A 23,987-nucleotide genomic window follows, 5' to 3' on the forward strand; every position below is an offset into this window, starting at 1 on the left:
GCGGGTGCCGGCGCTGGCGCGCGAACTTTGTGCGGAAAGTGACACCACGTGTCGCTTTCCGCACAAAGTTCGCGGGATCCCGACAGGTGCTTCGCGAAAGCCTGTCAGCGTCGACGATCAGCGCACGGAAACGGCGACCCGTCGAGCGATAGCGGCGCACTGAAGTGCTCGCTCGACCGCTCGCTTGGCCACCGACGCAGCGATGGCATCGGGGTCGTACTCTGCCTTTGTTTTCAAGGGAAGGAGGCGCCGCAGGTGACGCTCGACCTCGGCCCCGTCCGTTCCTGCAACCTGCAGGAGGCTCAGAGCCTGGTCGTGGTCGTCGCCGCCCGACCTTTTGCCCAGGCGCGCACCGCAAACTGCATCGGCTGCGTTGATCGTCGCGTGGATGGCAAGGCTCGTGGCTGCGATGTTGCGGCCAGCATCGAGGTCGCTCGCGGCCGCTTCGGCAAACTCCTGCGACTTGGCCGCATAGGCGCGTACCTGCGCTGCGGTCACAGGCCGAGTCCGCCCCTGCTTACCCAACCTTGATCTCCCGAAGTTCGTCGATGGAACGGCCGTAGACGACTCGCCCCTCGCGACAGATGTCCGCCCAGACCGGATTGTCCGAGGTCAGCTTGTGCGCCACGTCATCAACGCCGACTTCGAGGATCTCGACCTGATTTCCGCTGACGTCGCGCACCCGCTGCCGCAAGGATTCGAGCCCGTCGACCCAGGAATCGTCGTCCTCGTCAATGTGGGTGGGACGTACGACGGCGAGGTCGATATCGCTTTCGGCGTCGGCCTCACCTCGCGCAAGCGAGCCAAACACGATGGCGCTGATCGGTAGGTCCACAAGTTCACTTGCTGCGCGTCCGATCTCGTCGAGGACCGACTGCCGCGAAGCCGCGAGGGCAAGCAAGGGGCCAGCGGCCACGTGGTCGAGAGCAAGGCTGAACAACGATGCTGGTGGCACCTCCCGCCGGCGAACGATGCCGAGGTAGGCGAGTCGTGGAAGCACCCGCGAGGTTTGTGCGGGGCTGATGCCGGCCAAGCGGGCAATCGTGCGAAGGTTCAGTTCATCGGTCGTTCGCGCGAGTACCTCGAGCACCCGTCCCTGAGCCCCAGGCACGATCGCCTCGATCGGTCGCACGAAGTCCATGTGCAGAGTCTATCCGGATAACTGCATTTATGGAACGAGTGTTTCAGAAAAGAGGTGAATAGCTGCGCCAACGCGGGGTCCGAACGCGAACTTTGTGCAGAAAGTGACACCACGTGTCGCTTTCCGCACAAAGTTCGCGGGATCCCGCCGAAGAGAGCCCGCCGAGCCCGGCCGACGATCAGCCGATGATCAGAGGTACAGGCCGCCGGCGACCGTGAGGGTCTGCCCGGTGATGTACTCGGCGCCGTCGGACGCGAGGTAGGCCGCCGCTGCGGCGGTGTCGTCGGGCGTGCCGGCGCGCCCCAACGGGATGTGCGGGGCAACGGCCTCTACCCCCGGGAAGTCGCCGGACTCGACCGCCTGGTCGACCATCGGCGTGTCGATGAGACACGGAGCGATCGAATTGGCGGTGATGCGCTGCGGTGCGAGTTCGGCTGCGAGCGCTTTGGTGAGCCCGATGACGCCACCCTTGGAAGCGACATAGTGGGTCATGCGCCGCGCCCCCGACAGTGCGCTCGACGACGAGATGGTGACGATGCGGCCGAAGCCGGCGTCGATCATCTGTGGAACCGCCTCCTGGACGCACCAGAAGGTGCCGGTCAGGTTCACCGCGATGATCTGTTCCCAACGCTGCGGGGAGACATCGAGCAGCGAATCAAAGCCCTCGATTCCCGCGCTCGTGACGAGAATCTCGGTGTTGCCGAGTTCGTTGCGAACCTGCCCGAACGCAGCCACCACCGAGTCGTGGTCGGCGACATCCACCGCCACTGAGATGGCCGTCGCACCGGAAGCGACCAACTCCGAGGCGGCCTTCGCCGCGGCCTCGGCGTTTCGGTCGAGCACCGCGACCTTGTGGCCGTCCGCGGCGAAACGCTGGGCGATGCCCAACCCGATGCCCGACGCTGCGCCGGTGACGACCGCGACCCGAGCGGCCCCGCTCACGAGGCGTCTCCTGCAGGGACCACGGTGTCCCATTCGAGGTGGATGTCGGTGAGGCCGCGCAGGATCCACGTGGGCTCATAGCCGAACCGCACGTCGTCGCCGGAGCCGTGGAACTCGGGGTCGAGGCGGATGTTGTGCATGCGGTCGAGGATGCGCTCGATCGTGACCTGGGCCTCGACCCGGGCGAGGGGACCACCGGGGCATGCGTGCTGGCCACGCCCGAAGGCGAGATGCGACTGGGCGTTGTCGCGGTCGAGCTTGAAATCCGCCGGGCATTCGAAGCGGCGAGGATCGCGGTTGGCGGCGCCGTTCAACAACATGACCGGGGTGCCGGCCTTGATATCGACACCGGCGACGTTGGTGGTGCGCTTGGTGAGCCGGAAGTCGGTCTTCACCGGGCTTTCCATCCGCAGGACCTCTTCGAGGAAGTTGGGGATGAGGTCGTGGTTGTTGCGCAGAAGTTCCTGGGTCTCGGGGTGCTCGGCCAGATACTTCATCGAGGCCGCCAACAGGCGTGCTGAGGTTTCCTGACCGGCGGCGAACAGGAACGTCGCGGTGCGCACCACCGAGGTGATGTCGGGCAACGTGCCGTCGGGGTAGGTGCCTTCGGCGAGCTTGGTGAGCACGTCGTTGCGCGGGTTGGCACGGCGATCGGTGAGGTACGCGGCGAACTCCTCGTCGAGCCAGCCGAGCGGGTTTTCCTCGGGGTTGCCCTCGGCCCCGGCGCCGACCTCGCCGACGTGGGCGCGCATGCCGAAACCGGCCTTGAAGCGCTGGTGGTCCTCTTCAGGGACTCCCAGGACATCCGCGACGACCAACATGGCGAACGGCTGGGCATAGGCCGAGATGAACTCACATTTCCCGTCGTCGATGAACGTATCGAGTTCGACGTCGACGAGGCGCCGCATGAACTCCTCGTTCTCCTTGAGACGCTTGGGGGTGAGGAGGCGCATGATGAGCGAGCGCTCACGGGTGTGTTCGGGGGCGTCCATGGTCACCATGTGTTCGTGCATGGGGAGGTGGTGGCGCTGCGCGGCGATTTGTTCGGTGACGTCGTCGCCCACGAGCGGTTCGGGGAACATCGCGTAGGGCCCGACGACCGAATTGCACGAGGAGAAAGTCTCGGGATCGCGGTAGATCGCAGAAGCCTCGTCATAACCGGTGACGGCGACGACTCCGAGATGGTCGAGGGGCAGCACCGGGCATTGTCCACGCAGCTCGTCGAAGTACGGATATGGGTCATCCACCAACGAGTTGTCGGTGAAAAAATCGATGCTCTTCCAATCGCTCACGTGTCCCCCACGTCATCGGCCGCAGTCGAGTTGCGGCTCCCCCTGCTGTGCGAGTGCACAGCATCATGTGCGTCAATGCCTACCACGATGCATTGCAGCGGGCAAGGCATGCGGCGAGTCGGTAGTGTGCGCCTCGCCGCCGTCGGGGAGGAGTGTGTATGGGGAAGCTGATTCCGGGGTTGCCGACCGATGTGTTCAAGAAGGTCGACGACCTGATCGCCGAGGTGCGTCCGGTGCTCGGGCGCGTCGATGCCACGCTCGTCGACGTCGAACGCACCCTCGTGGATGTCGAGGGAACCCTCGGCGACGCGACCGCGACACTCACCGAAGCGACCGCCGTGCTCACCGAGGTGAAGGGCCTGTTGGCCGTTCTCGAAGAGCGACTTGAGGTGCTCGACGACGTGCCGGCGATGAAGAAGCAGCTGGGCGACATCCACACCCTCGTCAAGAAGCTGGCCGCCGCAAACGCCAAGAAGTAGGCGCCGGGCTACAGCTTCGCCCCGGTGCTGATCGGGCGAATCATCGCGTCCTGCACATAGGAGGCGACGAGTCGCCCGTCCTCGGTGAACACCGCCGCCCGCCCGTAGGAACGGCCGTTGCCCGCATGTGGGCTGTGGTGGCTCAACAGCAGCCAGTCGCCCGCATCGAAGCGGTCATGGAAGGTGATCGTGTGGCTGATCACCGCGGTCGAGATCGACACGTGGGCCTGAGACTGGCCGACGCCGAGGTGCGGGCGCATGGCCGTCGCGATGAGAAAGCCATCCGACGCGAAGGCCAACAGCGCCTCGTCGGTGCCGCCTCCGGTCGGGGCTCCGGCCCATCGCGACCACACGTCGAGCTGCGGCGGGCCGACCAGGTCCGGGTCGTTCACGTCGACGTCGCCGACGATGCGCATCTCCCACCCGGCGAGGTGGCCGACCGGGGCGAACTCGCCGTGGCCGCTCACCGACGGGGCCGAGTCGGCGTGGCGGATGAAGTCGGGATCGTCGGCGGTGAGCAGAACGCTCGACTGGGTGCAGGCGCGGTCGCCCTGGGAGATGGTCACGGTCGCGCTCGCGAGGGATCGGCCCGTGTTGACCGGGGTGACGGTGATGTCGACGTCCTGGTCGGGTCGCCCGGCGCGAGCGAACACGGTGTGCAGGGTCATGACCCGTTTGTCCTCGTGGCCGGCGAGCGCGGCGATGATCGACTGGCCGAGCAACTGCCCGCCAAACACGACGTTGTGTCCGGTTGCGGCGTTGGGGGCACGAAAGGTGTTCGGGCCGGTTTCGGTGAGTTGGAACGACTGCAAGACATTGTCGAGGTCGGACATGTTGTGGTGCTCCTGGAGTCGGTGATGTCGGTGCGGGTGATGTCGGCGGGTGCGTGCCGAGGTCGGTCTCAGCGCTGGCTTTGTTGAGCGCGTGCGAGCAGGCCGCGGGCGATGACGAGTCGTTGGATTTCGTTGGTACCCTCGCCGATGACCATGAGGGGCGCGTCGCGGTAGTAGCGCTCGACGGGGAACTCGGTGGTGTAGCCGACACCGCCGTGGATGCGCATGGCCTCCATCGACAGTTCGAGGGCGGTCTCGCTGGCGAACAGCTTTGCCATGCCGGCTTCGACGTCGCAGCGTTCCCCGGCGGCCTTTCGGTTGGCGGCATTTTGGGTGAGGAGGCGTGCGGCTTCGAGCCGGGTGGCCATGTCGGCAATCTTGAGTTGGATGGCCTGATGTTCGGCGATCGGTTTGCCGAAGGTGGATCGCTGTTGGGAGTAGCTGAGGGCAGCGTCGAACGCGGCCCGTGCCACGCCGACGGCCCGCGACGCGATGTTGATGCGGCCCACCTCGAGCACCGAGAGGATCTGGGGCAGGCCGCGGCCGTCGGTGCCGATCAGGTTGGCCGCCGGGATGCGGTGATCGACGTAGGTCATCTCGACGGTTTCGACGCCCTTGTAGCCGAGTTTGCCGACGTTCTTGGATGTGGAGACCCCTTCGAAGACCGGCCCCGGGTCCTTTTCGACGACGAAGGTCGAGATGCCGGCCTCGGTGCGTGCGGCCAAGGCGACCACCGATGCCCGTTCGCCGTTGGTCACCCACGCCTTGGTTCCGTTGAGGACGAACTCGTCGCCGTCGCGGGTCGCCTTGCAGGAGATGTTGCGGGTGTCGCTGCCGGCGTCGGGTTCGGACAGCGACAGCGCTCCACGCCGTTCGCCAGAGGCCATCGTCGGCAGGATGCGGCGCTGCTGTTCTTCATTGCCGTGATACATGATGAGCGTGGCGCACATCGTGTGGGTGTTGATGATGCCGGTGAGCGACATCCAGCCGTAGGCGAGTTCTTCGATGATGGCGACATAGGTCAACAGATCGAGGCCGAGGCCACCGAGCGATTCGGGGATGGTGACGCCGAACAGGCCGAGGTCGCGCATCTTGGCCACGATGTCGGCGGGAAACTCGTCGGCGTGTTCGAGGTCGCCGGCGACCGGGATGACCTCCTTGGCGACGAAGCGGCGGACGGTCTCGACGATCTCGCGGCGAACCTCGGGATCGGTCGCTCCGGTGGGGGTGGAACCTTCGGGGCTGCTCATGGCGAGAATGGTACCGACCGTGGGGGTTGACGTACCTCTCAAAAAGCGAGAATGATGTTTCCGATGTCGACGTCAATATTGGATCGCAGTCTGACTCGGGCTGCGCAACGGTTCGGCGACCGCGTCGCCGTTCGCGCGGGGGAGCACTCCTGGTCCTTCGAGGCGCTCGACACCGCCGTGAGCGACGTCGCAGCGGCGTTGGGCCGACGTGGAGTCCAGCCGGGTGCCCGGGTCGCGGTCATGATGGCCAACCGCGTCGAGTTCCTCACCTCGGTGCTCGGCATCGTTCGCGCCGGGGGCGTTGCGGTCCTCATCAGCCCGGCATGGAAAAGCACCGAAGTCGCCAATGCGGTCGCGCTGACGGCACCGGTGCTGGGCATCGGAGACGACGACTCGATAGGCGTGCTCTGCGCGCAGTTGGGCGCCGAGCGGGTCGTGAACGTCACCGATGGCGAGTTCGGGTCCGGCCAGAGCGAAACAGAAGCCGTTGCGGCCCAGCGCGCTGACGCCGCAGCTGACGCCGACGCCGACGTAGACATCGACGCCGACGCCGACGCCGACGCCGACGCCGACGCCGACGCGGTGCTGGTGTTCAGTTCGGGCACGACCGGCATGCCCAAGGCGGTGCGCCACACCCATCGTTCGTTGGGCCACGCAACGCGACACTGGGTCGAGGCGTTGGGTCTGGGCCCCGACGATCGGTTCCAGGTCGCGACCCCGCCGTCGCACATCCTCGGGCTGCTCAATCTCCTCGCGGCGATCGAATCCGGTGCGACGGTTCGCCTGCACCGCCGCTTCGATCTCGACGAGGTGCTGGCCTGTATCGAGGCCGAGCGCATGACCCTGGAGATGGCGGTCGCGCCGATCGCCCTGGCCCTCGCCAATCACCCGAACCTCGAGGCCTACGACCTGTCCTCGCTGCGCTACATCATGTGGGGAGCGACTCCCGTCACCCCGAGTGTCGCCGAGACCGTGACCCGGCGAAGCGGCGTGCGATGGCTAGCGGCCTATGGAGCCAGCGAGTTGCCCGTGCTGGCCTGCAATCCGGTCGATCGACCCGACCAGTGGCGTCTCGACTCCGCAGGACTCGCCCCACGCGGCGTCGAATTGCGCGTGGTCGACCTCGACGGCGGTGAGGTGCTTGCTTCCGGCGGGGTGGGGGAGATCCAGGCTCGCGGCGAGTCGTTGATGGCGGGGTATCTGCCGGCGGAGGCGACCGACGAGGTGTTCGTGGATGGGTGGTATCGCACCGGTGACGTCGGATGGATCGAACCCGACGGGTGGGTACATCTCACCGATCGAACGAAGGAGATGATCAAGGTGAGCGGGTTTCAGGTCGCACCTGCCGAGATTGAGGCGGTGTTGTTGTCACACGATGCCGTCGTCGATTGCGCGGTGTTCGGCGTGGCCGATCCCGTCGCCGGCGAGGTCCCGGCCGCCGCGGTGCAACTCGCCGCCGAAGCCGTTATCCGCGAGGGCGAACTCGAAGGGCTCGTCGCCGATGAGCTCGCCACCTACAAGCGATTGCGCCATGTCGTGGTGGTGGACGAGGTTCCGAGACTGCCCTCGGGCAAGGTGCTTCGCCGCGTGCTGCGCGATCGATTCGCCGAACCGGTCGCCGAACCGGTCGGCGAAACGCTGGCTGGCGAAACGCTGGCCGGCTCGAAAGCTGGCTCGAAATCTGGTTCGAATGCTGGTTCGAATGCCGCCGAGGCAGAACAGGAGGAGTGATGGACGTTCGACTCTCGTCGGAACAACACGCGTTGCGTGACGCCGCGGCGCGGATCGTGGATCGTCATGGGGTGGGCGCCGTCGGCCAACTCGACGACGCCGAGCGGCGCGCCAAATTGCGCGACGCGATCGTCGAGTCGGGGTGGCTGGAGTTGCGCACGCCCGATGACGACGGGTCGGCGTTGGCCTCGGCGGTGGAAGCGGCGATCGTGGCGGAGGAACTGGGCCGTGGGTTGGCCGATGCCGCTTATCTCGGTCCGACCCTGGCGGTCGAGTTGCGGCGACTTGCCGGTGCCCCGCCGGCGGCGGGGCCCGAGACCGTGGCGATGACCTCGGACTTGTCGCGTCTGGCCGAGTCGGGGTCCACGGCCGGTTCGCGGGCACTGGCGATCGACTCGGACGGGGCGGAGTCGGCGTTGGCGGTGACCTCGCACGGGATGACGACATCGTTGGTGTCGCTTCCGGTTGCTCCGTTCAACGACCCCGACGCGCAGGTCGATCTCACGCGATCGTGCGCTGCGGTCCATGGCGGGGATCTCGACGGCGAAGCGACCCTGGACGGCGGGGATGTGGACGGCGGGGATCTGGACGGCGACGACCTCACCCGTTGGACCGCCCTCGCGCTAGCGCTCACGAGTGCCGATCTCGTCGGGGTCATGCGCGGAGCCATCGATCTGTCGGTGGACTACGCCAAGGAGCGCCGCCAATACGGGTCGCCCATCGGTTCGTTTCAAGCGGTGCAACACCTGTTGGCCGACGCCTTCGTGGCGATGGAAGGCTCGCGCAGCGTCGCCCTCCACGCGGCTTGGGCCGTCGACGCGCTCAGCCCCTCCGAGGCGCTCGCCGCCGGCGCGCTCGCCAAGGCGTACGCCGCGCGCGCCGCTCGCAACGTGTGTGAGATCGCGGTGCAGGTCCACGGAGGCATCGGCAACACGTGGGAGTGCCTCGCTCACGTCTACCTGCGCCGGGCGTTGGTTTCGACCGACATCGCCGGGGGAGCGGGCATCAACCTCGACCGGGTGCTGGCCTCGCGAGGCGTGGGGGCCGATGTGCGACCGGTTCAACAGCTTCAACCGACAGGAGCAGGCCATGGACTTCGGTGATTCGAGCGCCGAGGCGCAGTTCCGCCAACGCTTCCGCGACTGGCTGGCCGACAACAACCCGGGTCTGCCGACCTCGTCGACCGACGACGAGTACTGGGCCGGCATGGCGGCGTGGCATCAGTCCCTGCACGGGGCCGGGTTCTTTGGGATGTCGTGGCCGAAATCGGTGGGCGGTCAGGACCTTGCGAGCGTGTACGACGTCATCATCGACGACGAACTCGCCGCGGCCGGGGCGCCCCCTCGACCGAGCCTCGGCTATCTCGTGCAGGGGTTTCTCGAGCACGGTTCCCCCGAGGTGCAACAGCGCTTCCTGCCGGGCATCGTCGACGGGACCCAGCGGTGGTGTCAGGGGTTCAGCGAGCCCGACGCCGGGTCCGATCTCGCCTCGCTGCGCACCCGAGCGGACCTCGACGGCGACGAATACGTCATCACCGGCCACAAGGTGTGGACGAGCTACTCCGACGACGCCGACTGGTGCCTCGTGTTGGCCCGCACCAACCACGAGGTCCCCAAACACAAGGGCATTTCGGCATTCGCAGTGCCGATGCATCAGAGCGGCATCGAGCAGCGTCCGCTCAAGATGATCAACGGCATCACGAAGGAGTTCGGCGAGGTCATCTTCGACGAGGCCCGCGTGCCGGCGGCGAACATGATCGGCGACCCGGGCGAGGGGTGGCACATGGCCATGACCGTGGTGAGCCACGAGCGCGAGCCCGGCGAGTTGGGCTTCGTCGCCCGATACCGCAAGCTCGTCAAGGACCTCACCAAACGCGTCGCCACCGAGGGCGGTCACTCCGAACAGGTGCGGGACCTCGGCTGGGCCATCGTCGAATCGGAGATGCTGCGCCTGCACGTGAGTCGTCGCCTGTCCGACCGCCTCGACGGCATCGACCATGGCCCCGAGGGGTCGGTCGACAAGTTGTTGATGACCCAGGTCGAACAGGCGGTGGGTCACGCCTCGACGTCGATCGGCGGACTCGGTCACGGCGGAGATGACGACACCTGGCTGAAGGTGTATCTCTACAGCCGCGCCCAAAGCGTCATGGGCGGAACCTCACAAATCCAACGAAACCTGATCGCTCAACGAATCCTGGGACTGCCAACGAAATGACCGACACATCCACGACCCATTCCGTCTCCGACAACTACGGCCTGCCCGCGGAGATCCAGGTGGAGGCGCACGGCACGATCCGCGTCGTGCGGCTGAATCGTCCCGACGCGCTGAACGCGTCGAATCACGTCCTGCACGAGGCCATCGCCGATCTGTTCGAACGCCTCGGCGCCGACCCCGACATCACCGCGATCGTGTTGACCGGCAACGGTCGTGCGTTCTCGGCAGGCGGCGACTTTGAGTACCTCGACGAACTCACCAAAGACGACGCATTGCGTGAGCAGACCCTGAGTTCGGGGCGACGCATCGTCACCGGCATGGTGGCGTGTCGGCCGCCGATTATCGCCGCGGTCAACGGCCCGGCGGTGGGGCTGGGGTGCAGCCTGGTGGCGCTCAGCGACATCGTGTTCATGGCCGAGAGCGCGCATCTCGCCGACCCGCACGTCGCGCTCGGCCTGGTGGCCGCGGACGGTGGGCCCGTGGTGTGGCCGCTGCTGACGAGCATGCAGTTGGCCAAGGAATACGCCATCACCGGCGATCGCATTCCGGCCAAACGGGCCGCGGAGATCGGCCTCGCCAATCACGTGTGCCCCGACGGCGAGGTGTTCGACCAGGCGATGGCGTGTGCGACGCGCATCTCGAAGTTGCCCAAACGAACGGTGCAGGACACCAAGCGGGTGATGAACCTGCACCTCGAACGCGCCGTGCTCGGGTGCCTCGACTACGCGCTCGCGGCGGAGGACCGGTCGTTTCGTTCCCCCGAGCTTCGAGCCAACCTCGATCACCTCAAGGCCAAACAGGACGCCGCCTCCAAATAGGGCACCAGCCCGCCGGCCCGCCGGCACTGCCCGCCTCGCCCGCTTCCCTCGGGTTCTGTAGGTAATTCCGGTGGCTATGGCCACCGCAATTACCTACAGAACGCTCGGTGGGCAGAACGCCCGGTGGACAGGGCGGGCGGGCCTACAGAAGCGGGAGGGGTGGCAGTGCGCGGGACTCGATGAGCGAGTCGCCGAGTTCGCGGGTCAGGCGGCGGGCCGACCCGAGGAGTTCGTCGAGCACCAGCACCCGTCGGATCGTGAGATGCAGCGGATGCTCGGTGGTGAATCCGACCCCGGCGAGTACCTGCTGGCAGTTGCGGGCCGCGAGTCGTGCCGCCCGTCCGGAGAGGGACTTGGCCATGGCCGCGGAGGTTGCCGTGCGGTCCTGCCAGGCGGCGTCGAGCATCGCGTCGGCGGTCTCGATGGCGATGAGTACCTCGGCGAGGCGGTGGCGCACCGCCTGGAACTGCGAAATGGGGCGCCCGAACTGGATCCGGCCGAGGGCGTGTTCGACGGCCTGGGCGAGCATCGTTCGTGAGGCTCCGACCAGTTCGTGGCCGAGCGCTACCTGGGCGGCGGCCACCGCGCGCCCCCACTCGAGCGGGTCGGTGTCGAGGCGTGGCGCGTCATCGGGGGTCATCGACTCGCCACGCACCCGAAGGAGGCCGAGCGCCGGGTCGATGCCCGAGATCGGCCGCAGCGTCACCGCGGCGCTGGTCGCCAGATGCGCGACCGTGGTCGAGCCCGTGTTCCAGACGACGACATAGGAGCTGTGGCGATCGTGCCCGTCGGCGCCGGGGGATCCGAGGACGAGGCCGTGCACGTTCAGCCGGCCCTCGACCACCTGCCCGGGAACCGAGGTGGATCCGAGTTGGGGAAGCACGAGTGCGGTATCGGATCCGATGTCGTGGAGTCCGAGCGCGTGCATGAGGACGAGTTCGAGGGCGCCCGAACTCGTGGCCGAGGCCCCCTGGGTCTCGAACCATGCGGACACGGCGAGCCGTTCGTCGAACTCGAGGGCCTCAATCCAGCCGAGCTCGATGAGGGCCCGGTCGAGTTCGGCCCCCGAACAGGTCTGGGCCGCGTGGCGAAGGCTTCGCTCGAAGAGTTCGCGGTCGTCACCATCCATCAGCAGCACCTCACGATCAGCGCCCTCAGCAGCGCCCCGGTCAGCAGCACCCCGGTCACAGATCGTTTCCGAGGTCGAGGAGTCGGCGGGCGATGATGTTTCGCTGAATTTCGGCGCTGCCGCCGTAGATCGTCGCCGCCCGGGAGTACAGGAACTCGCTGCGCCATCGAGCGCTGAGCGGGTCGTCGCCGATCGTGATCGACTCGGCCAGTCCGTCCTCCGCGAGGTCGAATACGGCCTGTTCGACGGTGGCGACCAGCACCTTGTCGATGGAGGTTTCCGCGCCGAGGCGTTCGCCGTCATGCAGTCGGTACTGCGTCGAACGCGACCGGGATCGGAAGGCGTAGAGCAACTGGGTCACCTCACCGACCCGCACCGGATCGAGGGTGCCGGGACCAGCGCTGTCGAGGATCTGGCGGAGCCGCTGATGGAGAAAAGCCGCTCGATGCCACAGCGCCGTGCTGCGTTCAAACGGCAACAGGTCCATGGCCACGGCCCAGCCCTGGCCCTCCTCGCCGAGCATTCTGTCGAAGGGGACGACGACATCGTCGAAGAACACCTCGGAGAATTCCTCCACGCCGTGCATCGTCTCGATCGGCCGTACGGTGATCCCAGGGGTGTCCATGTCGACGAACAGCGCGGTGATGCCACGATGGGCCGATTCGACGGTTCCGGTCCGCACCAACAACACGCAGCGCTGCGCGTACTGGGCGAGGCTCGTCCACACCTTCTGGCCGGTGACGTGCCAGCCGTCGTCGCTGCGAACGCCACGGCAGGCGAGCGATGCAAGGTTCGACCCGGCGTCGGGCTCGGAGAACCCCTGACACCAGGTCTCGTCGCCTCGCAACAATCGGGGCACCATCTGCGCCGCCAGTTCGGGCGAGGCGTAGTCGATCATCGTCGGGGCCAGCACCTCGGTCATCGAGTAGATGCCGGGTTCGACGAGGTCGCGCGCTGCGAGTGCTTCGCCGAGGTAGGCGCGCAGCAGCGTCGATCCGCCGAGGCCGCCGACCTCGGTGGGCCAGCCGTAGCGCATCCATCCGGCGTCGAAGGTTTCGCGCTTGACCTGCGACAGATGGGCCATCTGCTCGTCGAGTGTGCCCGCTCCCTCGTGGTGGGCGGCGAGCAGTGCGGCGTTGGCGTCGAGCCAGGCGTCGAGGCCCTCGCGAAACTCTTCGAGTTCCACGGCCGCCGCTCAGCCAGCCGTCGCGTCGGCGGAGCCGGACGCGGCGGTCGGGGTCGGTCGGGTGGGGTCGTGTGCTCGCCCGGAGTCTCGTGCCCCGCTCTTGCGCAGGAACGTCATCGAACGGGTGCGGAGGCGCCACCCCCGCTCGGTGCGCAGGTAGGTGTCGGTGTACCAGCCGATGCGCATGTGGTGGTTGGTCTGATCGACGAAACACAGTGGCTGTTCGCCGGTGCCGGTTCCGGCCCCGGCGTCGAGGTCGACCACGGGAAGCCCGACCATGAAGAGCCCCTTGGGTGCGGCGGCGACCAACGTCGGGAAGTCGGCGAGTGCGTAGGTGTCTCCGAACGCGCTGTAGGTGCCATCGGAGGTGAACACGTCCATCACCGACTCGACGTCGTTCTTGGTCATGCCGACCGCGTAACGGGCGAGCAGTTGCTGCACCTCGATGACATCGTGCAGGCCGATGACGTTGTGCAGGCCGATGACGTTGTGGAGGTCGGCAGTGTCGGGGGAGGGTGACTCCATGACGTGACGATAACCAAGTTCTCGCATTCGGACAACGACCTTTCCGGTAATGAGGTGGCCGCGTAGGATGTGCGCTTGAGTTGACGCTAGACGAGGCGAATCGCCGTTCGCGGTGATTGTCGCGAGGGGGCAGAGGTGAACGGTCGCGATCCGGGTGCTGAGAGACGACGTTGGAACCTGCGAACCGTTCCTGAAGCGTTGGCTCGTCGCTATCGCGAGGAAGGCCACTGGGATGACTCGACCCTGGGCGCCACGGTGGCGGAGGGGCTGGCGAGGCGGTCGCGTCTGGAATTCAACGTCCACTCGGCGGTTCGGCCATGGTCGGGAACCTTCGGCGAGGTCGACCGCATGGCTCGCACGCTGGCCGGGTCGTTGCGGCGTGCCGGGGTTGGCCCGGGCGATGTGGTCATGTTTCAGATGCCGAACTGGCTTGAAGCCGGGGTGACCTTTTGGGCCTCGGCGTATCTCGGTGCGGTGGTCGTTCCGGTCGTGCACTTCTATGGGGCCAAGGAGGTGGCCTACATCATCGAGGCGACCGACCCGGACGTGATCGTCACCGCCGATCGCTTCGGCCACGCCGATTTCATCGAGACCTACGCTCGCCTGCTCGCCGATCGAGAGAGCCCGCTGTGGCTGGTCGCAGGTGAGACCCCGGCGGCCGACCTGCCGCAACGGGCAGTGTCGTTCGAGGCGATGTTGCGGGGCGAACCGATCGAAGCCCCCGCCACCGTCGACCCCTGCGCGCCGGCCATCGTCGCCTTCACCTCCGGAACGACCCGCGACCCGAAAGGGGTCATTCACACCCACGAGACGATCGGGTTCGAGACCCGCCAGCTCAACCAGATGTTTCCTGGCGGCGGGCCGGCTCCGATCACCGGCGCTCCGGTCGGTCACTTCATCGGCATGGTGAACGCGTTCCTGGTCCCGCTATTGCGTGAGCGGCCCGTGAACCTTGTCGATGTCTGGGATCCGGCGACGATCCTGCGTTTGATGCAGGAGCGCAACCTCGGCGTCGCCGGCGGGGCGACCTACTTCCTCACCAGCCTGCTCGATCATCCCGACTTCACCGACGCCCATCTCGCCAACATGCCCTTCGCCGGCCTCGGCGGTTCGACGGTGCCCGGAGCGGTGATGGAACGGCTCGAGCGGATGGGTATCGCTGCGTTTCGTTCCTACGGCAGCACCGAACACCCGTCGATCACCGGGTGTCTGCTGGCCGACGATGCGGCCAAGCGCCTCTACACCGACGGGCGTGCGCTCGGCGGAGTCGAGGTTCGACTGGGTGCGGACGGCGAGATCTTCAGCCGCGGCCCCGACTGCTTCATGGGCTACATCGACGCCTCGATGACCCCGAAGGTGGTCGACGATCAGGGGTGGTATCGCACCGGAGACGTCGGTGTGCTCGACGCGGACGGGTTCCTCACCATCACCGACCGGGTGTCCGATGTGATCATCCGCGGCGGTGATGCGCCTGCGCGAAGGGGCGTCGATGCCGACGATCGAGGAGGTGCGGGCGCACCTGAGTGCCGCGGGTCTGGCGAAACAGAAGTGGCCGGAGCGGTTGGTCGAGGTGGAGGAGTTTCCACGCACCCCCTCGGGCAAGGTGCAGAAGTTCCGGCTTCGTGAGCGGTTGCGCGACGAGTCGTTAGCGTGAGCGCGGCGGCGCCGATGATGGCGGTGCTGGGTATGGAAATGACGTTCTATCTCTGCGATAATGACGCTCTACAACCGGGTGACCGAAGAATCAGGGGGACTGCATGACCACGTTGACCACCGAAGCGCTCACCGAAACGGTGGGGGTGGAGATCCTCGGCGTCGATGGCGATCGATTGCTGAACGACCCCGATCTCCCCGAACAGGTGCTGTCGATTCTCGACGCGAACGGCGTCGTGTTGTTTCGCGAGCTCCACCTCGACGACGAGACCCAGGTGGCGTTCTCCAAGCGGTTGGGACGTGTGGAGACCTTCCGCAACAACCCCGAGCTGCCCGAACTGTTCCGGGTGTCGCTCGACCCGAGCGTCAACCCGACGGCCCGATACCTGCGCGGCACCTTCGACTGGCACATCGACGGTATGACCGAAGACGTGCCGATCAGCGCCACCATCTTGAGCGCCCATGTGATCGCGGCATCGGGCGGCGAGACCGAGTTCTCCAGCACCTACCAGGCGTATGAGGATTTGAGCGAGGAGGAAAAGGCCGAGTTCGAGACGATTCGAGTCGTTCACACCGTCGAAGCCTCCCAGCGACTCCACACTCCGAACCCGACCGAAGAGCAGGTCAAGATGTGGCGCTCGCGCCCCAGCAAAACCCACCCGCTCATCTGGACCCACGAGTCGGGTCGCAAGTCGGTGGTGTTGGGGGCGACGGCGGATCACATCGAAGGGCGTGACCCCGAAGAGGGGCGCCAGTTCCTGAGCGACCTGCTCGAGCGGGTGACCGTGCCCGAGCGGGTGTATCGCCACCACTGGACGGTCGGCGACATGGTGATCTGGGACAACACGGGCGTGTTGCACCGGGCGTGTCCGTACGACCCGAGCGCCGGGCGAGACATGCACCGAACGACCCTGTACGGAATCGAGGCCATCCGATGAGCCGATGGGATGGCCCGCGCACCGCGATCGTGACCGGCGGTGCGTCGGGCATCGGCCTGGCGATTGCCCAACGCCTCGCGGCCGACGGCGCCTCGGTGGCCATCTTCGACGTGAACGGTGAGGCCGCGACGACCGCCGCCGAGGGAATCGCGGTCGAGGGTGGCGCCGCACTCGGGCTGACCGTCGATGTCACCGACCGCGCTCAGATCGACGCCGGGGTCGCACAGGTCGCCGAGCGTTTCGCCACGCCGACGATCCTGGTGAACAACGCCGGTATCGAGGGGTTCGACCGGTTCTTGTCGATCTCGCTCGAGCGGTGGAACCGGGTGATCGAGGTGAGTCTGACGGGCACGTTCCAGTGCAGTCAGGCGGTCGTGCCGGGCATGATCGAACAGGGCTGGGGGCGCATCGTGAACATCTCGTCGTCCAGCGCGCAGGGTGGCCAGCAGATGATGACCCACTACGTCGCGGCGAAGGCGGGGGTGATCGGGTTCACCAAGGCGCTGGCACTCGAGCTCGGGCCCAAGGGGATCACCGTCAACACGATTCCCCCGGGGTTCATCGATACCCCGATGTTGCGGGCGAGCGCCGAGAAGGGGCTGTTGGGCGCGACCGTCGAGCATCACGCGGGCCTGACCCCGGTGCGCCGGGCGGGCCTGCCGCAGGACATCGCGGCGGCGTGCTCGTTCCTGTGCGCGGATGAGGCCAGCTACATCACCGGGCAGGTGATCGGGGTGAACGGCGGGCGCAACACGGGCTGAGTCGGGTGTGGGGAGCGCCATCCTCCATGAGATGAGAACGACCGTTCTCATCATGGGGTCGTCGGTGTGACACATGGCGGTATCGACGTTCTCCCCAGCCGCCGGTAGGCTTCTCCTCGTGAAGACGAACCCCGCAGTCGAAGCCTCCGACGAGCCGGTGAGCTGGCGCGACCAAGCGGTCGCACGCTCGCTCGACTCCGCACGAACCCGGGCCGAGAATCGCGTTCAGCGGTTTATCGACGCCGCCATCGAGCTGATGGAATCGAACGACGGCAAGGACTTCACCGTTCAACAGGTCGTCGAGCGTTCAGGGCAGTCGCTTCGCAGCTTCTATCAGTACTTCGGCGGCAAACACGAGCTGCTGCTCGCGCTGTTCGAGGAATCGATCCGCAAGACGGCCGACCAACTTCGTGCCAATTGCGACGAGGAGGCCGACCCGGCGGCCAAGCTGCGCCGTTTCGTCATCGACTATCACCGCGTCTGCCGTTCACCGGCACCGAAGAAGCGGGTGGTGCCGTCGCGCAAGCCGGTAGCGCCGGTGCTGGTGGAGTTTGCGCAGCAGCTGCTCACCGAACACCCCGCAGAGGCGGCGCGTTCGTTCCAACCGTTGGTGGCACTGTTCGACGAGGTGCTCGACGAAGCTCAGGCCGCCGGGGTGATCCGTGACGGACTGAACCGGCGACGCATCGCGGGCGTGGTGCTCGAAGCGATCATGTTCAATGCCTTCTCGGCGACCATCTCGGGCACGCCGGTCACCTCGACGGCCGAGGACGGCGAGGCGCTCTACGACTTTGTGCTGAACGGCCTCGGGGTCCGCTGAGCGGCTCGGCGTCGGCACCGGGGGCGATGATGGAATTCGCCGGCGTCAGCGCCATCGTGACGGGAGGGGCCGGAGGCCTCGGGGCGGCGGTTGTTGCGCGGTTCACCGCCTTGGGCGCGTCGGTGGTGCTCGTCGATCGCGACGAGCGGCGCTCCCTCGAGGTTGCTGAGGCCGTCGGCGGGACTGGTGCTGTCGGCGGTGCCGCCGTTGGGTCGGACCCGGGCACGGTGAGCGTGGTCGTCGGCGACGCGCTCGATGACGAAACGGTGCACGAGGCGATCGACGCGGCCCGCTCGCTCGGCCGTTTGTCGGTGCTGGTGAACTTGGCAGGCGGCGCTGTGGGAGGTGGGTCGACGGTACGCGGCGACGCCACGCCGCATTCACAGGGGTCCTTCGTCGACACCCTCATGTTGAACGTTGCCGGAACCTTCAACGTGGCGCGCCTGGTCGCTGCTGCGATGGCTCACGACGCCGGCGCCGCGTCAGCCGAGGGCGCCGGCGCCGCGTCAGCTGATGGCACCGAGGTGCCGGAGCGGGGCGTCATCATCAACACTGCGTCGATCGCCGCGTTCGAGGGTCAACGCGGCCAGGTCGCCTACGCCGCGGCGAAGGCTGCGATCGTGGGGATGACCCTGCCGATGGCCCGCGACCTTGCGCCATTCGGGATACGCGTCTGCACGATCGCCCCCGGTCCGATGGCAACCCCGGTGATGGAGCGGGTGCTCGACAAACTCGAGGTCGATCCCGCCAAGGGCGTGGTGTTTCCCAAGCGGATGGGCGACCCGGCCGAGTTCGCCCTCGCCGTGGAGATGATCGTGCGGAACCCCTACCTGAACGGCGAGACCATTCGTCTCGACGCCGCGTTGCGCCTCGCTGGAGGTTGATCCTCGCCACGACGGACCACATTCGGGTACATTCGGGTTCTCAGACGAGAGAATGGCATTCTCGCCCGGGGGTGGAGCCATGCGGCGTTGGCTGCGGCGTTCGATCTGATGTGGGCGGTGGCCTGGTTCGGGAAGGGTTGAGTTGTGCGTATCGGAGTGATGGTCGGTCCCGAGCGGGGTCGTTACGCGACAAAGGTCGAACGGATGCTGGCCGATGCCGCCTGGGCGGAGGAGGCGGGGATGTCGACGGTGTGGATTCCCCAGATCCCCGACGACTTCGACGCACTGACGGCCGCCGCGCTGATCGCCCAGGCGACGACTCGCGTCGAGATCGGCACTGCGGTGTTGCCGGTGCAGCCTCGTCACCCGATCGCGCTCGCGCATCAGGCGCTGTCGGTGCAGACGGTGGCGAAGGGGCGTCTGTCGCTCGGCCTCGGCGTGTCGCACCACTGGGTCATCGACGAGATGTTGGGGTTGCCCTACGAGCGGCAGCTCGCGACGATGCGGGCGTATCTCGACGTGTTGGATCAGGCCTTCGCCGGCCCCGGCGTCGTGCGGGTCGACAACGGGTTCTTCCGGCTCAATCAGCCGCTCGACATCACCGACATCACCCCGACGCCGGTGCTGATCGCCGCGTTGGGTCCCAAGATGTTGCGCCTCGCCGGGGAACGCACCGATGGCACGATCCTGTGGCTGGCCGACGAGCGGGCGATCGGCGATCACATCGCCCCGGCCATCAACGCTGCGGCCGAAGCGGCGGGGCGTGCGCGTCCCCGTATCGTCGCCGGAGTGCCGGTGTGTCTGTGTGGGCCCGACGAGGTCGACGTGGCGGTGGCGCGAGCGAACCGGGTGCTGTCGGAGGCCGAGATCTCGCCGAACTACCAGAAGCTGCTCGACCACGGCGATGCGCGAAGCATCGGCGACATCCTCGCGGCGGGTACCGAGGAGATGATCGAGCGGAGGCTGCGGTCGTTCGCGGACGCCGGGGTCACCGACGTGTCGGTGCGGGTGGTGCCGATCGGCAACGACCGCGACGAGTTGATCGCCTCCTCCAAGCGCACCCGCGCCTATCTCGCTTCACTCCGCGGCCAACTCGCCTGACCCGCTGCCCGCCATACCTGTTCTCCGATAACCAGTGGTCGTGATCACGACCACTGGTTATCGGAGAACAGGCGGCGGGGGAGAACAGGCGGTGAGGCGAGGCGGAAATGGGCTTCTCATCTGAGGAGATCCATGATATCGTCATCACCGTTCACTCGATCGGAGGGGTCCGTAACAAATGGCACATTTCCCGAAACCACCTGAGGGCAGCTGGACCGAGCATTTCGGCCTCGACACTGCTCCCGTCTCCTACGACGACTCGATCACCGAAGAGCACTACCAGCTCGAACAGGCGGCGATCTTTCAAAAGACGTGGCTCAATGTCGGTCGTGTCGAACAGCTGCCCCGCACCGGCGCCTACTTCACCAAGGAACTCGACGCCGCGGGCACCTCGATCATCGTGGTGCGCGACGCCAAGGGCACCTCACGGGCCTTCCACAACGTGTGTCGCCACCGCGGCAACAAGTTGGTCTGGCAGGACTACCCGCGCGAGGAAACCTCGGGAAGCTGCCGGCAGTTCACCTGCAAGTACCACGGGTGGCGTTACGACCTCGAAGGCGCCCTCACCTTTGTTCAGCAACAGGAGGAGTTCTTCGACCTCGACATGGCCGAGTTCGGCCTGGTGCCGGTTCGCTGCGAGACCTGGGAAGGGTTCATCTTCGTCAATTTCGACGACGAGGCAGCGCCGCTGCGCGACTACATGGGCCGCCTCGGCGCCGGTATCGAGGGATACCCGTTCGAAAAGCTGACTCAGGTGCACAAGTTCCGTGCCGAGGTCGGGTCGAACTGGAAGCTGTTCATCGACGCGTTCATGGAGTTCTACCACGCGCCGATTCTGCACGCGAAGCAGGCGGTGGCCGAGGAGTCGGTGAAGCTGCAGGGCTACGGGTACGAGGCACTTCACTACGACATCGACGGGCCGCATTCGCTGATCTCGTCCTGGGGTGGGATGTCGCCGCCCAAGGATCTCAGCATGGTCAAGCCGATCGAGCGGGTGCTGCGCAGCGGCCTGTTCGGGGTGTGGGACGCACCGGATCTCGGCATCGACGAGTTGCCGGCGGGCCTCAATCCGTCCGGCAGCAAGTCGTGGGGTGAGGACTCGTTCCTGTTCTTCCCGAACTTCATGATCCTGATCTGGAAGCCGAACTGGTACCTCACCTACCACTACTGGCCGACCTCGCATAGCAGCCACATCTTCGAGGGCACGCTGTATTTCGTCCCGCCGACGAACGCATACGAGCGGCTGCAGCAGGAACTCGCCTCGGTGACCTTCAAGGAGTACGCACTCCAGGACGCCAACACCCTCGAGGCCACCCAGACCATGATCGAAAACGGCGTGGTCGAGACGTTCCCGTTGTGCGACCAAGAGGTGATGCTGCGTCACCTGCACACCGTCGCCCGCAAGTACGTCGATGACCACCTGAGCGAGACCGGCACGACCGTTCGCATCTCGGCGGCGAGCTGAAGGAGTATCCGATGAGCAAGCTTCCTGCACAATTCTCCGCCCTCGAGCCGTACGCCGACTGGGCGTTGCCGAGCGAGACCGACCGCTACGCCAAACGACTCGCCTCGACCATGGACGAGTTGCAAGCCTTCTATGACGTGGCCTTCCCGGCGCTCACCGACAGCGTCGAGTACCTGAAGTCGGTGAGCCTGGAGGACATCTCCGAGGAGAATCAGAACCTGCTGTGGTTGTTCTCCTCGCTGGTGACGGTGTCGTTCCCGGTCGAGGTATGGCGCCAGCCGCGTGTTCCCGAGAGTGGCGCGGCCGAGGTCAACATCATCGTCGAACCGGTGCCATAAACCCCGAATCTGACCTGATCATCTCCCTCCCGCACCGTTCTCCGATAACCAGTGGTCGTGATCACGACCACTGGTTATCGGAGAACTGGCGGTTTGGGGGCAGGTCTGAGGGTCAGCGGGGCAGGCCGAGCACCCGTTCAGCGACGATGTTGCGCTGGATCTCCGAGGTGCCACCGGCGATCGTGCCGGCGAAGCTGCGCAGGTACCGTTCGAACCATCCGGCGTTGTAGGCGTCCATCTGCATGTGGTTGTACTCGCCGACGAGGCGGGTCTGATCGAGTGCGAGCGGACCCAGTTGTTCGACGGCGGCGACCGATGCGTTCTGGATGGCCTCGGAACCGAACATCTTGAGGATCGACTGTTCGGTCGACTCCACACCGCGGCGGGTCTTGGCGAGGGTTCGGTAGCCGAGCAGCGTCATGGCCTGTGCGTCGATGGCCACCGATGCGTACCAGTCGAGCAGGCGAGCATCATCCGCCATGTCGGCGTCGTGCGCAGCTCGACCGAACGAGACGAGGAAGTCGTCGAGGCGCTGGGAGTATTCGAGCCACAACATGGCGCGCTCGTGGCCGAGGGATCCGTTGGCCACGCCCCATCCGCCGTTGAGGGGGCCGAGCAGATTCTCCGCAGGTACGCGGGCGTCGTCGAAGAACACCTCGTTGAAGTCGAGGTCGTCGGGCGAGATGATCGAACCGAACGGGCCTCGCTCGACCCCGGGGGTGTCGGTCGGAACCAGCAACACGCTGATGCCTTTGTGCTTGGGTGCGTCGGGGTCGGTGCGCACGAAGGTCAAGATGACGTCCGCGTCGTGGGCGCCGGAGGTCCACACCTTCTGGCCGTTCAGGACGAAATCGTCGCCGTCGCGCACGGCGGTGGTGCGCAGGCTGGCGAGGTCGGAGCCGGCGTTTGGTTCGCTCATGCCGAGCGCTGCGGTCATCTCGGCGCGAAGGATCGGCACCGCCCAACGCTGCATTTGTTCGGGGGTGCCGAAGCTGAGGATGGACGGGGCGATGATGCCGAGCGCCTGAGGATTCATCGACGGGGCGATGTTTCGCCGACCCATCTCCTCCAACACGACGAACTGTTCGAGCAGCGAGGCGTTGCGGCCACCGAACTCGGGCGGGTTGCCGGGAACGAGCCACCCGGCGTCGAACATGGTCTGCTGCCACGCCCGCGACCACGCAGGCACATCCGCGGTCGAACGGGGCCGCTGGGCCGCCATCTGAGCGGTCGGGAGGTTGGCGTCGAGCCAAGCTGAGAACTCGGCGCGGACCGATTCGATGGCGTGGTCGAAGGTGAGTTTCATCGGGCGGCTCCCGTGCTGGTTTCGAAGGCGGCGGCCATGACGAGTCCTCCCACCACGGCCCGGTGATCTGCCGCGCCGCCGAAGATCAATTCGAGGGCCTTCGCCCGGCGGACATAGAGGTGGATGTCGTTTTCCCAGGTGAAACCGATGCCGCCGAAGAGCTGGATGCTGTCTTGGAACACGAGTCGTTGGGCCTCGCCCGCCGCTGCTTTGGCCATGGCCGCGGCGAGAGGTCGGCGAGCGTCATCCTCGGCGATCGTGAGTGCCGCGAAGTAGGCCAGCGCACGCGCCCGTTCGATGGCGAGATGCATGTCGACGGCCTTGTGCTTCACCGCCTGGAACGACCCGACCGGCACCCCGAACTGGTGACGCTGGGACACGTAGTCGACGACCATGTCGAGCGCCCGTTGACACGCCCCGACCATCATGGCGGCGAGACCCGTGAGCGCCTCGTCGTTGGCCCGACCCACCGCGGCGAGTCGCTGTGACGGGTCCACCCCGTTGAGGCGTCGATCCTCGTCGACCACGACCCCGTCGAAGCAGACGTCGGCGAGGTGCATCGTCGGGTCCATGGTCTCGATCCGGGTTGCGGTAACCGCTGTGCCCGGAACCACGAACACGTCGATGTCGCCGCCATCAGCGCTGCCATCAGCGCTGCCGCCGGCGCTGCCGTCGGTGCGGGCGATGACGGCGATCTCATCGGCCCGGTCGCCGTCGAGGACGAAGCACGCGGTCCCCTCCAAGACCCAGCCGGCGTCGGTGCGGCGGGTGCTCACCGGGGAGGTCTCGGCGTTCCACCGTCCGCTGGGCGCACCGAGGGCGATCGTGGCGGTCCCACCGCTGGCGACAGCGCCGAGCAGACGCGCTCGCTGTGCATCGTTACCGCAGGCGGCGACGAGGGGTGCGAACTGTGTGGTCGTGGCGACAAAGCCGGTGGGGTCGGCCACCTAGCCGAGTTGTTCGATCACGATCGCCAACTCGACCGCGGTCGCTCCCGAGCCGCCGTGGGCGACGTCGAGTGCCAGGCCCGGCCAGTCGAGGGACACATACGTCTGCCACAGGGCATCGGTGCTGTCGCCGTCGATCACCTTCCTCAACACGCCCGACGGGACCTCTTTGGTGAGGATCTCACGTACGGCCTCGTGGAGGTCGTTCTGGTGCTCGTCGAACTCAAAGTCCAC

25 protein-coding genes are annotated in these 23,987 nt (G+C 66.6%); 13 read left to right on the plus strand and 12 right to left on the minus strand.

What is annotated here, in order from left to right; translation table 11 throughout:
• Positions 1-117: 117 nt before the first annotated feature.
• The 4 genes from M9952_00160 to M9952_00175 form a co-directional block, all read right to left on the minus strand.
• Positions 118-498, minus strand: a complete 381-nt coding sequence (locus M9952_00160) for a hypothetical protein (GenBank protein MCO5311344.1) — start codon at positions 496-498, stop codon at positions 118-120.
• 19 nt (positions 499-517) lie between these two features.
• Complete coding sequence (locus M9952_00165; protein MCO5311345.1) at positions 518-1,141, minus strand: nucleotidyltransferase domain-containing protein; 624 nt, start codon at positions 1,139-1,141, stop codon at positions 518-520.
• Between the two features lie 189 nt (positions 1,142-1,330).
• A complete protein-coding gene (locus tag M9952_00170) occupies positions 1,331-2,083 on the minus strand; it encodes an SDR family oxidoreductase (protein ID MCO5311346.1) in 753 nt (250 codons plus the stop codon).
• A complete protein-coding gene (locus tag M9952_00175; protein ID MCO5311347.1) occupies positions 2,080-3,375 on the minus strand; it encodes a cytochrome P450 in 1,296 nt (431 codons plus the stop codon). Before M9952_00175 ends, M9952_00170 begins: the two co-directional genes overlap by 4 nt.
• Positions 3,376-3,533: 158 nt before the next feature.
• On the opposite strand from M9952_00175, the gene M9952_00180 reads away from it, so the two are divergent.
• Positions 3,534-3,854 carry a hypothetical protein gene (locus M9952_00180; GenBank protein ID MCO5311348.1) on the plus strand — a complete coding sequence of 107 codons (321 nt, stop codon included), beginning with the start codon at positions 3,534-3,536 and terminating at the stop codon, positions 3,852-3,854.
• Positions 3,855-3,862: 8 nt separating this feature from the next.
• On the opposite strand, the gene M9952_00185 is transcribed toward M9952_00180, so the two are convergent.
• Together M9952_00185 and M9952_00190 are read right to left on the minus strand one after the other, a co-directional pair.
• Positions 3,863-4,687 (minus strand): thioesterase family protein, encoded by an 825-nt coding sequence (locus M9952_00185; GenBank protein ID MCO5311349.1) that lies wholly within the window; start codon positions 4,685-4,687, stop codon positions 3,863-3,865.
• A gap of 68 nt (positions 4,688-4,755) precedes the next feature.
• Positions 4,756-5,937, minus strand: coding sequence for an acyl-CoA dehydrogenase family protein (locus M9952_00190; GenBank protein MCO5311350.1), 1,182 nt, complete (start codon positions 5,935-5,937; stop codon positions 4,756-4,758).
• A 63-nt stretch (positions 5,938-6,000) separates the two neighbouring features.
• On the opposite strand from M9952_00190, the gene M9952_00195 reads away from it, so the two are divergent.
• From M9952_00195 to M9952_00210, 4 genes are read left to right on the plus strand one after another with little or no spacing between them, the layout of a single operon-like run.
• Positions 6,001-7,668, plus strand: coding sequence for an acyl--CoA ligase (locus tag M9952_00195; protein ID MCO5311351.1), 1,668 nt, complete (start codon positions 6,001-6,003; stop codon positions 7,666-7,668).
• On the plus strand, positions 7,668-8,771 hold the full coding sequence (locus M9952_00200; GenBank protein ID MCO5311352.1) for an acyl-CoA/acyl-ACP dehydrogenase: 1,104 nt from the start codon (positions 7,668-7,670) through the stop codon (positions 8,769-8,771). Before M9952_00195 ends, M9952_00200 begins: the two co-directional genes overlap by 1 nt.
• The gene (locus M9952_00205) at positions 8,758-9,882 is read left to right on the plus strand and encodes an acyl-CoA dehydrogenase family protein (protein MCO5311353.1); all 1,125 of its coding nucleotides are present in this window, start codon (positions 8,758-8,760) and stop codon (positions 9,880-9,882) included. Before M9952_00200 ends, M9952_00205 begins: the two co-directional genes overlap by 14 nt.
• Complete coding sequence (locus M9952_00210; GenBank protein MCO5311354.1) at positions 9,879-10,700, plus strand: enoyl-CoA hydratase/isomerase family protein; 822 nt, start codon at positions 9,879-9,881, stop codon at positions 10,698-10,700. The genes M9952_00205 and M9952_00210 overlap by 4 nt, the downstream gene beginning before the upstream one ends.
• 142 nt (positions 10,701-10,842) lie before the next feature.
• Here the strand turns inward: M9952_00210 and M9952_00215 are convergent, their stop codons facing one another.
• The 3 genes from M9952_00215 to M9952_00225 are packed head-to-tail and all read right to left on the minus strand — an operon-like array spanning position 10,843 to position 13,540.
• Positions 10,843-11,829 (minus strand): hypothetical protein, encoded by a 987-nt coding sequence (locus M9952_00215; GenBank protein MCO5311355.1) that lies wholly within the window; start codon positions 11,827-11,829, stop codon positions 10,843-10,845.
• A 55-nt stretch (positions 11,830-11,884) separates the two neighbouring features.
• Positions 11,885-13,015, minus strand: coding sequence for an acyl-CoA dehydrogenase family protein (locus M9952_00220; GenBank protein ID MCO5311356.1), 1,131 nt, complete (start codon positions 13,013-13,015; stop codon positions 11,885-11,887).
• A 9-nt stretch (positions 13,016-13,024) separates the two neighbouring features.
• Positions 13,025-13,540 carry a nuclear transport factor 2 family protein gene (locus M9952_00225; protein MCO5311357.1) on the minus strand — a complete coding sequence of 172 codons (516 nt, stop codon included), beginning with the start codon at positions 13,538-13,540 and terminating at the stop codon, positions 13,025-13,027.
• A 135-nt stretch (positions 13,541-13,675) separates the two neighbouring features.
• On the opposite strand from M9952_00225, the gene M9952_00230 reads away from it, so the two are divergent.
• The 8 genes from M9952_00230 (at position 13,676) to M9952_00265 (ending at position 21,500) form a co-directional block, all read left to right on the plus strand.
• Positions 13,676-15,166 carry an AMP-binding protein gene (locus tag M9952_00230; GenBank protein ID MCO5311358.1) on the plus strand — a complete coding sequence of 497 codons (1,491 nt, stop codon included), beginning with the start codon at positions 13,676-13,678 and terminating at the stop codon, positions 15,164-15,166.
• Positions 15,167-15,297: 131 nt separating this feature from the next.
• On the plus strand, positions 15,298-16,131 hold the full coding sequence (locus M9952_00235; protein ID MCO5311359.1) for a TauD/TfdA family dioxygenase: 834 nt from the start codon (positions 15,298-15,300) through the stop codon (positions 16,129-16,131).
• Positions 16,128-16,892 (plus strand): SDR family oxidoreductase, encoded by a 765-nt coding sequence (locus M9952_00240; protein MCO5311360.1) that lies wholly within the window; start codon positions 16,128-16,130, stop codon positions 16,890-16,892. Before M9952_00235 ends, M9952_00240 begins: the two co-directional genes overlap by 4 nt.
• A 118-nt stretch (positions 16,893-17,010) precedes the next feature.
• Complete coding sequence (locus M9952_00245) at positions 17,011-17,712, plus strand: TetR/AcrR family transcriptional regulator (protein ID MCO5311361.1); 702 nt, start codon at positions 17,011-17,013, stop codon at positions 17,710-17,712.
• 29 nt (positions 17,713-17,741) lie between these two features.
• Positions 17,742-18,596, plus strand: a complete 855-nt coding sequence (locus M9952_00250; protein MCO5311362.1) for an SDR family NAD(P)-dependent oxidoreductase — start codon at positions 17,742-17,744, stop codon at positions 18,594-18,596.
• A gap of 144 nt (positions 18,597-18,740) precedes the next feature.
• Entirely contained in the window at positions 18,741-19,697 is a 957-nt protein-coding gene (locus tag M9952_00255; protein ID MCO5311363.1) for a TIGR03564 family F420-dependent LLM class oxidoreductase, read from the plus strand.
• Between the two features lie 178 nt (positions 19,698-19,875).
• On the plus strand, positions 19,876-21,162 hold the full coding sequence (locus M9952_00260) for an aromatic ring-hydroxylating dioxygenase subunit alpha (GenBank protein ID MCO5311364.1): 1,287 nt from the start codon (positions 19,876-19,878) through the stop codon (positions 21,160-21,162).
• 11 nt (positions 21,163-21,173) lie between these two features.
• Complete coding sequence (locus M9952_00265; protein MCO5311365.1) at positions 21,174-21,500, plus strand: hypothetical protein; 327 nt, start codon at positions 21,174-21,176, stop codon at positions 21,498-21,500.
• Positions 21,501-21,612: 112 nt separating this feature from the next.
• On the opposite strand, the gene M9952_00270 is transcribed toward M9952_00265, so the two are convergent.
• Genes M9952_00270 through M9952_00280 form a run of 3 tightly spaced genes read right to left on the minus strand, consistent with a single transcriptional unit; the run spans position 21,613 to position 23,987 of the window.
• Positions 21,613-22,806 (minus strand): acyl-CoA dehydrogenase family protein, encoded by a 1,194-nt coding sequence (locus M9952_00270; protein ID MCO5311366.1) that lies wholly within the window; start codon positions 22,804-22,806, stop codon positions 21,613-21,615.
• Positions 22,803-23,753: an acyl-CoA dehydrogenase gene (locus M9952_00275; GenBank protein ID MCO5311367.1), complete on the minus strand. Its 951-nt coding sequence runs from the start codon at positions 23,751-23,753 to the stop codon at positions 22,803-22,805. The genes M9952_00270 and M9952_00275 overlap by 4 nt, the downstream gene beginning before the upstream one ends.
• Complete coding sequence (locus M9952_00280; protein MCO5311368.1) at positions 23,754-23,987, minus strand: acyl-CoA dehydrogenase family protein; 234 nt, start codon at positions 23,985-23,987, stop codon at positions 23,754-23,756.

This window comes from Microthrixaceae bacterium, assembly GCA_023957975.1.
Classification (GTDB): domain Bacteria; phylum Actinomycetota; class Acidimicrobiia; order Acidimicrobiales; family Microtrichaceae; genus JAMLGM01.